Source organism: Halomicrococcus pelagicus (assembly GCF_051917725.1).
Lineage (GTDB): Archaea > Halobacteriota > Halobacteria > Halobacteriales > Haladaptataceae > Halomicrococcus.
Genome location: NZ_JBQBLX010000001.1, coordinates 89,850 through 102,335 on the forward strand (window position 1 = coordinate 89,850; position 12,486 = coordinate 102,335).

A 12,486-nucleotide genomic window follows, 5' to 3' on the forward strand; every position below is an offset into this window, starting at 1 on the left:
AAAGCACACTCGGTCGCCCTGTCGGCTTGCCGTTCTCTCGGCCGGCCGCCGAGTTACGCGATGGCGGAGTCGCGGTCCTCGGCGGGTTCGAGGTACTCGTTACCCCAGTCGCGCATGGCGAAGATGACGGGGCGGAGCGACTCTCCCGTCTCGGTCAGCGAGTACTCGACCCGGACCGGTTTCTCGCTGACTATCTCTCGGTCGACCAGCCGTTTTTCTTCGAGGTCGTCGAGGCTGTCCGAGAGCACCTTGCTCGATATTCCGTCGACCTCCTCTTTCAACGCGTTGAATCCGAGCGGGCCGTTCTTCAACAGGCGGTGGACGATGACCGGGTGCCATTTCTTGCCGACCAGTCGCGCCGTCGCAGTTATCGGACACCACTCCTCGCCGGCACACCAGAGTTCCAGTCGGTTCGGCTGCTCGCTCGATTGCTCGCTCATGCCCGACGGTACACCGCCGAGTGACATAAAGTCACCTTCCGACATCCCGTTACGAATCGTAACTCCAGGAAGGGGTGGCACTTCGGGCCGAGCCGACCCCCGGGACCGACCTGTACTGTTCGTTGGTAACGCTTATCAGTGCTCGGCCGCTAGCCGGTGTTGTAGCGTAATTCGGTAACCGACCGAAACCATCCACATGACCTCCAGCGAACACGAATCGGACGACACTGCAGAAGAAACCCGTGACGACAGCCAGTGGACCCGCGACACCGACGAGCGATACGTCGAACTTCGGGTCCGGGACGGCGACGTGCTGATCTACGACCGCCGGAACAACTGCGCCTGGCTCAGTTCGGACGGAGCCGTGTCGCTCTCGGCAATCGCCTGACGGGAAATTGGGGACGAGAGGCTCTGTTGAAACCCTCAACAACTGGTGACATCCTCCTCGCCGTAAACGGCGAGGCTTCCCGTACCGCACGTTGGGATATTTGCCGGTCTACGACACCACCTGTTCTCTCGTCGTGAACGTCCCGCTCTCGCGGTCGAACAGGTATGTCGATGGCTGTGCCACGCAGCCGTTACTCCTATCCTCACCATGAGGACTCGGAGTTATCTTCTGGCGCATATTCTCCGCCCCATTACAATCCGCGTTGGCTACCATTTCACACGACGAACAGACGTACAACCCACGTTCGACACGGTTCGCCTTCGTGCCATCACCACACCGTGAACACGTTTTCGAGGTGTCCCACTCGTTCTCCTTCAGCACCTCAACACCACGAATATCGCCCTTGTAGTCGAGGTACTGGTAGATGCGGTCGAACGCCCACGAGTGCAACTTCTTGTTCCCAGTCTTCCCCCAGTCCGACTCGCGCACGTCTTCAGGCCAACTTACTGCGAGTGTACCGACACCGCGTTCGACACACTCCGTGATGATGGTATCTGTAAGCGTGTGGTAGAAGTGTGTCTCGCGGTCTGCGAGTTTCCGACGTGCCCACATCGACTTCTCCGAGGGGCCGTTCTCACCCTCGGTGTCGTACTCTGCTCGGGTGAAGTAGTGCTTGTCTTCTTTGAGCGAGTTGCCGGGGTAGAGAACGTATTCGTCAGGGAATGCGACCGTGGCGATGTTTGTGATGCCGAGGTCGATTCCAGCAACCCTGTCGCCTGCGGAGTCGTTGGTTTCGAGTTCGACTTTGCAGACGAAGTGCAGTTCCCACTCATCGCCGTTCCAGACCGCCCGAACGTTCTGCACCTTGTTGACTTCTGAGAGGTCAACGTCGGGGCGGGTCTGGTACTCGCAGAGCAGGAAGTCTGAACGGTGGTCTTTCAGGTTCTTCCCCTTCGAGAGTCGGACGCGGTTGTTCTCTGGGTCGTGTTTGAAGCCGTCTGCTTTGAACGTGACCGTACTCTTGGGCCGGGTGTCGCCGTGTTTGCGGTAGCCGGGCGGATTCGCCTCATCAAACTTATGTCGCAGGTCGAACCATGACTGGAAAGCGTCAGAAAGTTCTTCGATGACTTTCTGACTGGATTGTGCGTTCAAATCTTTCCAGCATGACTGGTTCTTCATGTACGCTTTGAGCGTTCCTTCGTCTGGAATTTCTCCTGTTTCATCCCAGATGCGGTCGGCTGTCCAGCGTGCGACGTTCCAGATTTTCGAGGCGGAGTCTCCGAGCGAATCGAGGCCGTCGCAGACCTGCCGGTGGTTCTGGATGGAACCAACGTAGGTGCGAGTGACCTCAATCGCCATACATAGCCTATGTAGATAAACTTACTTAATGGTTCGGATTAGCGTTGAATATCCAGCCTGAGTGCCGTCGGTGGACTGTGAGGGGATTGTCGGATTCACTCCCGCCCTGAAGGGCGGGATTCTCTCCTCGCAAAAAGATAGACAACGTCCAGCGATTCGACAGCTCACGGTCTGTCCCGTCCGTTAATTTTGAGGACCGTGTTTATGAGCTGGCTCCGAAAGGCGTCGCTCAGAAGAACACGTTTGAGTCGAAGGTGGCGGCGTGGCTGACGGGACACCGTCCATCAGAAGACGCACTCGGAGAGCTGTCACAGCGACAATTTGAGAATCTCGTTGAGAACCATATTGACGATGAGGATGTCTCTCAGTACGTTATCAACACCAGAAACCAACTGGGGAGTCAACAGGCGTGAGCCACTACCTCACTTCCCTTCCCAGGCCACGCACCACGGAACCGTGGTGTTGACCTGCTCCCGTGTTCATCTGGAACATAGTCGCCGAGGTACAAAAATATTCTGCTCTTAGAGCGGCCATGCAAATGTCTTGAGGGTCGGAACAACCGTCCCCGTTGTGTCAATACCGATTTGATTCGCGTAGGTTGCCGTGCTGCATACGCGCCCTGTATTCAGCACGGGCGCGATGACCTCCCTAGCCACTGTCAGAAGTGCCATGCTGAAGACAGAGAATTAATGCAGCACGCGTTCTCGCCTATTCATCCTCGGACTGCGGACCGTTGACGGCAACCGCCGGCGGCCCGCTACCGACGAAACTAATCACGATTTCCCAATCCTCGTCCGTGGGATTCACCACTCGACGGATGGTTTGGGGCGGAACGTAGATGAAGTCGCCAGCATTGAGGTCTACTGACTTGTTTCCTCCTGGTCCGTATTCGAGCACCGCGTGTCCTCGGACAACATATCCGTAGACGTGCCGGTCCCCGTTGTGATGCCATCCCGTCGTAACCCCACCTGCGACCTGTGACTGGATAAGGAGGACATCCCCCGAATCGAACGCGACTTGTCGGGAAACATCGGATGATCCTCCCGATTTGTCCAATCCTGCCTGAGTGACGACGGTGAGTTCCTCCATGGTTAGTCCGCTTCGCGGATGAACGTGAGTACCTCGTCGATGAAGTGATGGGTTGCGGTGAGCATCGCAACGTGTCCGTGCCCCTCGAACGTGACGACCCGGCTGTTCGGGAGTGCCTCGTTGAGTGCCTCCGTGGCGGCGTGGTGGAATGGCGGGCTCTTGCTGCCTTCTAACAGCAACGTTGGCGTGGTCAAGCCTGCGAACCGAGCAGCCTCGAACTCGTAGTCGCTTATCCCACGAATCGCACGGGGAATTGTATATGCTCCCTCCACTCTACGCTGCCAGTTTGGCGCTTCACGAAGCGCGTCAATTTCATCCGGCGGGATGTCAGCGACCTCCCGCAGGAATAGAAGGAGGACTTGCTCGTGCTTTCCCTCGTCCAGCAGTGCCTCCATTTCAGCGACTTCCTTTTCAGTGTCGAGGTCGTGATCACCGACCTGAATTGGTGGTTCATACAGGATGAGCTTCCGGAGGTTGTCGGTTCGCAACGCTGCTTCCAACGCTATCAGCGCACCACTCGAATGTCCCAGCAAGACAGCTAGTTCGTCGATCGACTCGACGACCGCAGCGACGTCCTCGAACTCTCGTTTCAGTTCGTACTCGGCGGCGTCACCGCTGTTGCCGAGCCCACGCCCATCGATCGCGTAGACGGTACAGTGGTCCGTGAATGCGGGCCGTACCCCGCCTGCGTCCCACCGCGTGTGATCATTCGCGCCGCCCCCAGGGACGAGTACGAGTGGTGGCCCGCTGCCCGTCCGTTCGTATGCGATCGGTGTTCCATCTGCGGACGTGACTGTTTCCGTCGTGTGAGTTGATGTCATCGGTTCCTCCAACCATAGCGCCTAACTTGCCATGCCTCCCCCCGAAGCTGGCATTGGAGCATGCGCTGATGATACCATTCGCCTTGCACCCTGTTAATCATTGCCAAACCAAAAATAAGTTCGTACCCGATACGCGCCCTGTATTCAGCACGGCGGTAGAAACTTATCACCGAATGAGGGTTTCAACAAGGCCGGACGAGACGGATTCGGGCTCCGCCGTCGCCCGGGAACGGTCGTCGCTCACGGCGAGAGCGTCGTCGTCAGGTCGCTCGCTTTCGCCCGGGACTGCTCGACGACCGACGGCCGCGCCTCGAACTCGACGACGACCTCGTCGTTCGCGTACGTCACGTCCTCGACGCGCGCGTGGTCGTGTAGCCACGAGACGACGCTCATCGTGTCGTCGGTCATCGGCAGCACGAGGCGTTCGCGCTGCCAGTCGGGGAGTTCGATGTCGATGCGGCGCTTCAGTTCCTCGACGTTGGTCCCCTCCATGCCGCTGATGGCGACCGGACTGGGCGCGAGCGCCGACAGCGCCTCCCGTTTCTCCTGCAGTTCCTCGTCGCTCACCGCGTCGATCTTGTTCAGCACGGTGACGATGGGCGCTTCGTTGCGCTCGTACAGCGTGTCGTGGCAGGTGACGACCTTCTCGCGGATCTCCTCGATCGGCTCGCTCACGTCGACGACCAGCAGTACGAGGTCGGCGTAGTACACCGCGTCCAGCGTCGACTTGAACGACTCGACCAGCCAGTGGGGGAGGTCGCTGATGAATCCGACCGTGTCCGTGACGAGCACGTCCCGGCGGTCGATGGCCGCCCGTCGTGTCGTCGTACCGAGCGTCGTGAACAGGCGGTCTTCGGCCTCCGCCGTCGTCTCCAGGTCCGGATGCAACTCCTCGTTCTCGCCGATGTCCATGTCTTCGGCGAGTCGCTGGAGGAGCGTCGACTTCCCGGCGTTCGTGTAGCCGGCGAGCGCGACGAGGTCGAACCCGGACTCGCGGCGACGGTCGCGGCGGTCCGCTTCCTTGTCCGCGATGGAGTCGAGTTCGTTCTTGATGCGGCTTATCTGGTCTTTGATGTCCTGCTCGCGGCTCTCGTCGTACTCGCCCAGCCCCATGAACCCGGGCCGCTCGTCGCGCTTGGCGAGGCTGGTCTTCGCCTCGGCGCGCGGGAGTTCGTACCGCAGTTCCGCCAGTTCGACCTGCAACTGGGCCTTGCGCGTCTGTGCGCGCTGGCCGAATATCTCCAGGATGAGCCGGAACCGGTCGATGACCCTGGTACTCTCGGGCAGTTCCTTCCCGAGGTTGTACGTCTGGTACGGCCCGAGCTGGTTGTCGAAGATTACGACGCCGGCGCCCGTCTCCTCGACGGTCGCGACGAGTTCGGCGACCTTCCCTTCCCCGAACTGGTAGGCCGCGTCCTCCTCGCGCGACTGCGTCAACACCGCGGCGACGTCGTAGCCAGCGGCGCGAGTCAGGTCCTTCAGTTCCTCTACGTCGGCTGTGCCGGAGTCGACGCGCTTTGCGATTATCGCTTTCATAGGAGCAGTTTCCGGGCGGCGTACGCGGCGTGATGGGCTATCTGCACTGTCTCGCGTTCGGCTATACTTTCGATGTACTTGAACTCTCCTCCGAAGTAGTGGGCGACCGTCCACGGCGGCTCCTCGTAGAACTCCCCGTGCTCGGCCACGACCGGCCCTTCCGGCGGCTCCGGAAGGTCGTCGACGGCGTCGGCGACGAGTTCGGCCACGTTCTCCAGCGTCGGCCCGTTGCGTCTGGCCGCGAATCCCATGCCCAGAACGCTCCGGATGCGGGCCGTCCCGACGTCGGCGCGGACGGCCGCCGCCACCATGAGGTACTCGCCGTCCTCCTCGTGGCGGCCGCTGACGTCGACGCCGACAACGTCAGCCGTGCCGGCCCTTCACTCCGGTTGCTACCGCGTACCCGTTCCCGTCCACGTCCCAAGCTAAGCGGTCGTGGTTCTTGAATCTCCCGCCCCTTCCGGACGGAGTGACAGGTACGTGGAGGAGCGGGTCTAACACCGAATTGGACGTGGCGACGAGACCTTTCGGACGCTGAGTTGCTTGCAGAACCCGAGCGTGTCGCGGCTGAGCTGGAGACGACGCCAACCCAGCGCGAAATGCGAGAGCATGACGACTATGCGCCCAAAACGCACGCCAATCATTTTGGCTCGTGGAACGCTGCGATACGAGCCGTTGGACTTGAGCCAAATCAGGCAGGGCACTGATACAAACGATTGCTGTCTGATTTGTGGAATTAAACGACCGGCATAGTCGTCACTGAGTTGTGATGCCATTCAGAGGCTTAAGCATTGATATAATTATATGATTGGCTACACCGATTTGTTATAATCGGGTATCTCCCCTACATGCCGGTTTTCATCGGTGATAATAGACTGGTGGTTATATAGTATGGCAAGATACAGGTAATATCAGTGCCAGAACTGGCACGGGAAAAAATGAAGCTAATCGATAACATTGAGGAGAAACTCAACGACAGAGGTCAGGTCGGTATCGGGACGCTCATCGTGTTCATCGCGATGGTACTGGTCGCGGCGATTGCCGCGGGCGTGCTCATCAACACGGCAGGCTTCCTCCAGACCAAATCCGAACAGACCGGCGAAGAAAGCAGTGCACAGGTTTCGAACCGTGTGCAGGTCGTCTCCGGCTTCGGGAACGTCACTAACGAGAAAGTAGACTACATCAACCTCACGGTGATGCGTGGCTCCGGCTCTGACGACATCAACCTTTCCTCGGCTACTATTGAGTGGATTGGTCCGGAGAAAGCGACGACCCTGACCGAAAACGATACGGCCGATGCGGGGAACTTCAGCGTGTCCGCAATCAAGGACACGGACGGCTCTAATCCCGTTCTCAACGATCAGGACGACCGGTTCACCATCTCGATGAACGCCACCGCGATCAGTAGTCCGCTCGGCGAGGGTGAGAAGGTCGAACTGAAGCTCACCACGCAGTACGGTGCAGTGACGATCTACCGCGCGAACGTCCCGCAGTCGCTCTCCCAGGAGAGCGCCGTCACGGTGTGATAGTCCGATGAGAGAAAAACTCCAACAGCGACTCAACGACAGGGGTCAGGTCGGTATCGGGACGCTCATCGTGTTCATCGCGATGGTGCTGGTCGCGGCGATTGCCGCGGGCGTGCTCATCAACACGGCAGGCTTCCTCCAGACCAAATCCGAACAGACCGGCGAAGAATCTAGCGCGCAAGTCTCGAACCGCGTGCAGGTCGTCTCCGGCTTCGGTAGCGTCACCGACAGCGAGACGGTCGATTACATCAACCTCACGGTGATGCGTGGCTCCGGTTCCGACGACATCAACCTCTCGGCGGCCACCATCGAGTGGATCGGCCCCAACGAGGCCAAGACGCTTACCGCCGGCACGATGAACGAGACGGACGCGCAGAATCTGGACGGAGGCAGCACCTATCAGCCTGGAGAGGGTTCGGCGTTCAACGTCACCGACATCAAGGACACAGACGATTCCGTGCCCGTCCTCAATAATCAGGACGACCGGTTCACCGTCTCGATGAACGCCACCGCGATCGGCGGTCAGGCACTCGGCGAGGGACAGACGGTCGAACTGAAGCTCACCACGCAGTACGGTGCAGTGACCATCTACCGCGCGAACGTCCCCCAGTCGCTCTCCCAGGAGAGCGCCGTCACGGTCTAACTACTCTCGATTTTGCGCTTTTCTGCGTTCAGTAAATCAAACGACGCTGGCAGGAGGGTGGAGTCATAACGTTGTCTTGGAGCATATTCTCGATGTAGAGGACGTAGGTGAATCTACGACGAGGTCGGGACTACATAGAGAGGTATCCGAGTGACATCTTCCTCCCCTAGTACCCTCTTCCATTTTTTAATGATTGACTTTCAGTTCTCGAAATGATTCTGATTCAAATAATTCGTTTAACCGAAGATACGGTCAAGTAGTAGGCGTACCTCCACGGAAAGCAAGTCACGCTCGATATGGAGAGCGGAAAAAGTGTATGTCTCTTCCACTAGCAGCAGACGTTCCAGATCAATTGACCGACTACGACCAGTGGGTGTGCTGGCGTGAACAGGACCGCGATGGCAAACCGACGAAAGTGCCCGTGAATCCAGCGACGGGCCAGTACGCCTCGGCAACCGACCCTAAGACGTGGACGGGCTTCGACCACGCACGCCTACACGCCAGCGATGGTCACGCAGACGGCGTCGGCTTCGTGTTCACAGCAGACGACCCATTCGTCGGCGTCGACCTCGACGCAGCACGTGACCCGGACGCAGGCGAACCAACCGACTGGGCTACAACTATCATCGAAACGCTCGATTCGTACACTGAAATCAGCCCCTCCGGCACGGGCTATCACGTCCTCGTCGAAGGGACGCTCCCGCCCGGACGGAACCGCCGTGGCGACGTCGAGATATACGAAACGGCGCGGTTTTTCACCGTCACCGGTCGTCACGTCTCTCGAACGCCGGTGAGTATCCATGCTCGTTCCGAAGAACTCACGACGATCTACCGAGACCACGTCGCCGCCGATACTGACGACCAGAAGCGATCTAATACCGCGCCATCGACTGCCGACGAGCAACCTCGCTCGTCAACGCTCTCCGATGCCGACCTCATCGACCGAGCACGATCGGCGACGAACGGCGAGAAGTTCGACCGGCTCTGGCGTGGTGATATCACGGGCTACGACAGTCAATCGGAGGCAGATATGGCGCTGTGCTGTTTGCTGGCGTTTTGGACGGGCGGCGATACGGGACGGATGGATTCGCTCTTCCGGCAGTCCGACCTCATGCGAGAGAAGTGGGACGAGGTCCACTACGCTGACGGCTCGACCTACGGCGAGACGACCCTCCAGCGAGCGTCGAACGTCACGACCGACCACTTCACCCCCAGCAGCAAAGAGTCCACGCAGACGCAAACAGACGCCGATCAGCGCGCCACGCCTGCATCGATAACACCTGGTCCCACATCCACCACAGCAGATGAACGTGCTGACCGAGACCAGAAAGAGACGATTGCGCTTCTCGAGTCGCGACTCCAGGAACTCGAAGCAGAGAACGACCGACTCCGAGCGGAACGAGATGCTGAGCGAGCAAAGCGGACGGAACTCGAGGCAGATTCACCTACTGAAACCTCGACTGGAGGGTTCGTCCAGCAACTCAAACAGCGTCTTTTCGGACAGAATCGGTGAGTAGCAGACACATGGCGAGATAGAGTATTCCCACCTGCTACTTCTCACAATCATCCGGTAGCCGGGTCGGAGCGGACGAGATAGCGAACGATAACAGACAGAGGACAGAGCGGGCAGTGGTCGGAAAAGGATGCACGGCGATGGAACGGTATGGAGAACACGTGGCGACCCGGGTTTCGAACGCAACGTGAGGAGGTCCACGACGTCGCCCTCGACGTTGAAGGCAGGCTTCCGGAGTGGCTCGAGGGCGTGTTCGTCAGTAACGGCCCGGGACAGTTCGAGGTCGGGGAGACCTCGCTCCAACACTGGTTCGACGCGTTGGCGATGCTGCGCGGATTCCGGATCGAGGACGGGTCGGTGCGCTACACGAACCGTTTCGTCCGAAGCGACGACTTCCGCGTCGCACGCGAACAGGGTCGCGTCCGTCGCTCCCTGCCCGGCACCCCTGCCGACGGCTCGGCGTTCGAACGGCTCTATCGGGCACTGTCCGGCGCGTTCCAGGACAACCCCTCGATTGGCGTCGTCAGACTCGACGGAACGCTCTATGCCGTCACCGAGAGTCCGATAGGCTTCGAGATTGATCCGAAGACGTTGGAGACGACAGGGCGACGCGACCTCACGACGGAGTTGAACAGCGACATCACGCTCGGCCACACCCATGCCGAGGACGGCGTTCAGTGGGGACTGAGCGCCAGTTTCGGGAACGAGTGTACCTACACGCTCTTCCGTCGGGCAGGCGACTGCGATGCCACCCCGGTCAGTCGGCTCGTTTTCGACAACCACCCGCCGTACATCCACGCATTCGCGCTGACCGAACACTATGCTGTCGTCCCGGAAGCTCCGTTCGGCGTCGATTTCCGCCGCCTCCTGTTGGGGACGCCCCGTGGCACGACGTTCCTCGACGCTGTCGAACCCCGGAAGGCTCCGCCGCGGTTCCACGTCCTCGACCGCTCGACGGGCGAGCGCGTCGCCGCTGTCCGGACCGACCCGTTCTTCGTCTACCACTTCGCCAACGCCTACGAGGACGGTGACGCGGTCGTCGTCGACTGCGTGACGTATTCCGACTCGACGGCTATCACCGGGTTGACGCTGTCGAATCTCCGTCGAGACGACCCCGACCTCCCACGTGGAGACTTCGTCCGATTTCGACTCCCGTTGGACGGCGGCGACGCGGAGCGCAGGCGCCTTCTCCGTGGCCCCGTCGAGTTCCCGACGATTCACTACAGCCGGTACAACGGCCGCCGGTACCGCTATGCGTATCTGGCGGCAACCGACTACGGAGCCCTTCCGACGGCAATCGCGAAGGTCGACTTGGACGGGCCGACGACAATCAGGTGGTCTGAACCAGGTCTCCACCCTGGCGAACCGATTTTCGTCCCGGCCCCGTCACCGGAACCCGAAGACGACGGGGTGTTGCTGTCGATCGCGCTCGACGGACACGCCGACCGGTCCGTGTTGCTCTGTTTCGACGCCGAAACGGTGACCGAGTTGGCGCGCGCGCCGCTGCCACATCGTCTTCCCTATGGATTCCACGGGCAGTTCTACGGTGCCACCGATAGGGGGCGGTCGATGGCCTGACCGGATAGGAGTTCGCTACCGCGACGGTGTATGCTTCCACGGGTCGCTGGACAGCCATCGAAACAGCCGACGCGACCGTCATCCGTTCTCGTGGTTTGTCCTGGAACAGATTCGCTTATATCTCGGAACGGGATTCTCTAGGCATGGCCTCTGGAGTCCACGTGCAGCTAGAGACGAGCGACGTGGCCGACTGTCCCGTGTCTTCACTGAGCGAGACCTGTGCAATCGAGTCCGTGCAAGTCAGCCCGTGCCCTACATCGGAGACGTCGGGCGTTATCGGCGAAGTAACAGTCGATCACTCGGAGGATACAGAAACGAAACCACGATCCGTCGACAAAGTGTTCGATGACGGCTCGACGTCCGTGTATCGATACACCCAGAACAGTGCCTGTCCGTGTACACGTGTTCCGAGTCACGGCTGTCCCGTCCGCGATATCAAGGCAGACTCTGGACGGCTCGTTCTCTCTTTTATCGCGTCGGATCTCGAGACACTGCGGACGGTTATCTCCGATCTCCAGTCGTGCTGTGCCGACGTTACGGTTCGACGCCTCACTCGATCCGGCGGATCCGATGAGGAGCGCTCGCTGCTCGTCGTCGACCGGAGCGCGTTCACGGACCGCCAGTACGAGGTGCTCGAGACGGCACACGAGATGGGGTACTTCGACTCACCGAAGAACGCGAAATCCGAGGCGGTCGCCGATGAACTCGGTATCTCAGTCCCCACCTTCGTCGAGCATCTCTCGGTCGCACAGACGAAGCTATTGGATCAGATTCTATCGGGTTAAGTCGTCGGTGTGGGCTATCTTCGTCTCCTCCATCCAATCGCTCGTCAAGACGAGGATTGTTACCTCTCACCATGAGGCTTAAATAAGACCGAGTATCTTAGCGATAGACGGTATTCCGGTTCCGCGGCAACTGTGCAGAGACGCAATGCCACAGACGATTTACCAGGACATCGGCGGACGAGACGCGGTCGAAGCGGTCGTCACCGATTTCTACGACCAGGTCCTCGCAGACGACCAGCTAGTCCCCTACTTCGACGGAATGGACATGGACGAGCTACGCGCACATCAAGTCCAGTTCATCAGTGCAGTTGCCGGCGGTCCCGTCGACTACAGCGGCGACGACATGCGCGACGCGCACGCTCATCTCGACATCGACGAGGACGACTTCGACGCCGTCGGACGCTATCTCGAATCGGCGCTCCAGATGAACGGGGTCGACGAGAACAACGTCGAGGCGATTATGTCCGAGGTGCGCTCGTTCAAAGAGCCTATTCTCGACCGATAACCCCACGCGGCAGATTAATACAAGCGACCGCGGTCGGTACCTCGGATTTTCAACTGTTCCCTGCTTCTCATCCTTCACTCGTCGACGAGACTTCTCGTACTCTTTTTTGATAGATTCACACCGCCTTAGCGTATTCTGAAGGTCATCGTGAAATCCTTCTACCGGCTGTGCAGGGCGAGTGCCTCGGGGCTCAATCCCGAGGTACTTCACGCCACGAACCAGCCCAACCTTCGATGACTACAACTCCACATCTCATTCTCTGTAATAGGCGATACGGTATCAGCTCTCGCTACTGGCGGAGTC

The 12,486-nt window shown here is 59.6% G+C and carries 13 protein-coding genes and 1 pseudogene; 8 read left to right on the plus strand and 6 right to left on the minus strand.

Going from position 1 to position 12,486, the window contains the following annotated elements:
- Positions 1-53: 53 nt before the first annotated feature.
- Entirely contained in the window at positions 54-440 is a 387-nt protein-coding gene (locus ACTF4R_RS00470; RefSeq protein ID WP_440005381.1) for a winged helix-turn-helix transcriptional regulator, read from the minus strand.
- Between the two features lie 196 nt (positions 441-636).
- Between ACTF4R_RS00470 and ACTF4R_RS00475 the strand changes: the two genes are divergently transcribed.
- Positions 637-828 carry a DUF7331 family protein gene (locus ACTF4R_RS00475; RefSeq protein ID WP_440005383.1) on the plus strand — a complete coding sequence of 64 codons (192 nt, stop codon included), beginning with the start codon at positions 637-639 and terminating at the stop codon, positions 826-828.
- A 108-nt stretch (positions 829-936) separates the two neighbouring features.
- Here the strand turns inward: ACTF4R_RS00475 and ACTF4R_RS00480 are convergent, their stop codons facing one another.
- From ACTF4R_RS00480 to ACTF4R_RS00500, 5 genes and pseudogenes are all read right to left on the minus strand, one after another.
- The gene (locus tag ACTF4R_RS00480) at positions 937-2,187 is read right to left on the minus strand and encodes an RNA-guided endonuclease InsQ/TnpB family protein (RefSeq protein ID WP_440005385.1); all 1,251 of its coding nucleotides are present in this window, start codon (positions 2,185-2,187) and stop codon (positions 937-939) included.
- A gap of 708 nt (positions 2,188-2,895) precedes the next feature.
- Positions 2,896-3,276: a cupin domain-containing protein gene (locus ACTF4R_RS00485; protein WP_440005387.1), complete on the minus strand. Its 381-nt coding sequence runs from the start codon at positions 3,274-3,276 to the stop codon at positions 2,896-2,898.
- A 2-nt stretch (positions 3,277-3,278) separates the two neighbouring features.
- A complete protein-coding gene (locus ACTF4R_RS00490) occupies positions 3,279-4,097 on the minus strand; it encodes an alpha/beta fold hydrolase (RefSeq protein WP_440005389.1) in 819 nt (272 codons plus the stop codon).
- Between the two features lie 240 nt (positions 4,098-4,337).
- Complete coding sequence (hflX, locus tag ACTF4R_RS00495) at positions 4,338-5,633, minus strand: GTPase HflX (protein ID WP_440005391.1); 1,296 nt, start codon at positions 5,631-5,633, stop codon at positions 4,338-4,340.
- Positions 5,630-5,986 (minus strand): annotated as a pseudogene (locus tag ACTF4R_RS00500) (DUF2209 family protein); the annotation flags it as partial. The pseudogene ACTF4R_RS00500 and the gene hflX, both read right to left, overlap by 4 nt.
- Before the next feature lie 186 nt (positions 5,987-6,172).
- On the opposite strand from ACTF4R_RS00500, the gene ACTF4R_RS00505 reads away from it, so the two are divergent.
- The 7 genes from ACTF4R_RS00505 (at position 6,173) to ACTF4R_RS00535 (ending at position 12,183) form a co-directional block, all read left to right on the plus strand.
- Positions 6,173-6,340 (plus strand): homing endonuclease associated repeat-containing protein, encoded by a 168-nt coding sequence (locus ACTF4R_RS00505; RefSeq protein WP_440005394.1) that lies wholly within the window; start codon positions 6,173-6,175, stop codon positions 6,338-6,340.
- Between the two features lie 231 nt (positions 6,341-6,571).
- Positions 6,572-7,159 (plus strand): archaellin/type IV pilin N-terminal domain-containing protein, encoded by a 588-nt coding sequence (locus ACTF4R_RS00510; protein ID WP_440006649.1) that lies wholly within the window; start codon positions 6,572-6,574, stop codon positions 7,157-7,159.
- 7 nt (positions 7,160-7,166) lie between these two features.
- Complete coding sequence (locus tag ACTF4R_RS00515) at positions 7,167-7,802, plus strand: archaellin/type IV pilin N-terminal domain-containing protein (protein WP_440005396.1); 636 nt, start codon at positions 7,167-7,169, stop codon at positions 7,800-7,802.
- A gap of 316 nt (positions 7,803-8,118) precedes the next feature.
- A complete protein-coding gene (locus ACTF4R_RS00520; protein WP_440006651.1) occupies positions 8,119-9,315 on the plus strand; it encodes a phage NrS-1 polymerase family protein in 1,197 nt (398 codons plus the stop codon).
- Between the two features lie 150 nt (positions 9,316-9,465).
- Positions 9,466-10,893, plus strand: a complete 1,428-nt coding sequence (locus ACTF4R_RS00525) for a carotenoid oxygenase family protein (protein ID WP_440005398.1) — start codon at positions 9,466-9,468, stop codon at positions 10,891-10,893.
- 143 nt (positions 10,894-11,036) lie between these two features.
- The gene (locus ACTF4R_RS00530) at positions 11,037-11,678 is read left to right on the plus strand and encodes a helix-turn-helix domain-containing protein (RefSeq protein ID WP_440005400.1); all 642 of its coding nucleotides are present in this window, start codon (positions 11,037-11,039) and stop codon (positions 11,676-11,678) included.
- A gap of 145 nt (positions 11,679-11,823) precedes the next feature.
- Positions 11,824-12,183, plus strand: a complete 360-nt coding sequence (locus ACTF4R_RS00535) for a group I truncated hemoglobin (protein ID WP_440005401.1) — start codon at positions 11,824-11,826, stop codon at positions 12,181-12,183.
- Positions 12,184-12,486: the final 303 nt, after the last annotated feature.

Bases quoted from the DNA above. Each gene is read 5' to 3' on its own strand.
- ACTF4R_RS00470 (WP_440005381.1), bottom strand. From the start codon at position 440: ATGAGCGAGCAATCGAGCGAGCAGCCGAACCGACTGGAACTCTGGTGT.
- ACTF4R_RS00475 (WP_440005383.1), top strand. From the start codon at position 637: ATGACCTCCAGCGAACACGAATCGGACGACACTGCAGAAGAAACCCGT.
- ACTF4R_RS00480 (WP_440005385.1), bottom strand. From the start codon at position 2,187: ATGGCGATTGAGGTCACTCGCACCTACGTTGGTTCCATCCAGAACCAC.
- ACTF4R_RS00485 (WP_440005387.1), bottom strand. From the start codon at position 3,276: ATGGAGGAACTCACCGTCGTCACTCAGGCAGGATTGGACAAATCGGGA.
- ACTF4R_RS00490 (WP_440005389.1), bottom strand. From the start codon at position 4,097: ATGACATCAACTCACACGACGGAAACAGTCACGTCCGCAGATGGAACA.
- hflX (WP_440005391.1), bottom strand. From the start codon at position 5,633: ATGAAAGCGATAATCGCAAAGCGCGTCGACTCCGGCACAGCCGACGTA.
- ACTF4R_RS00510 (WP_440006649.1), top strand. From the start codon at position 6,572: ATGAAGCTAATCGATAACATTGAGGAGAAACTCAACGACAGAGGTCAG.
- ACTF4R_RS00515 (WP_440005396.1), top strand. From the start codon at position 7,167: ATGAGAGAAAAACTCCAACAGCGACTCAACGACAGGGGTCAGGTCGGT.
- ACTF4R_RS00520 (WP_440006651.1), top strand. From the start codon at position 8,119: ATGTCTCTTCCACTAGCAGCAGACGTTCCAGATCAATTGACCGACTAC.
- ACTF4R_RS00525 (WP_440005398.1), top strand. From the start codon at position 9,466: ATGGAGAACACGTGGCGACCCGGGTTTCGAACGCAACGTGAGGAGGTC.
- ACTF4R_RS00530 (WP_440005400.1), top strand. From the start codon at position 11,037: ATGGCCTCTGGAGTCCACGTGCAGCTAGAGACGAGCGACGTGGCCGAC.
- ACTF4R_RS00535 (WP_440005401.1), top strand. From the start codon at position 11,824: ATGCCACAGACGATTTACCAGGACATCGGCGGACGAGACGCGGTCGAA.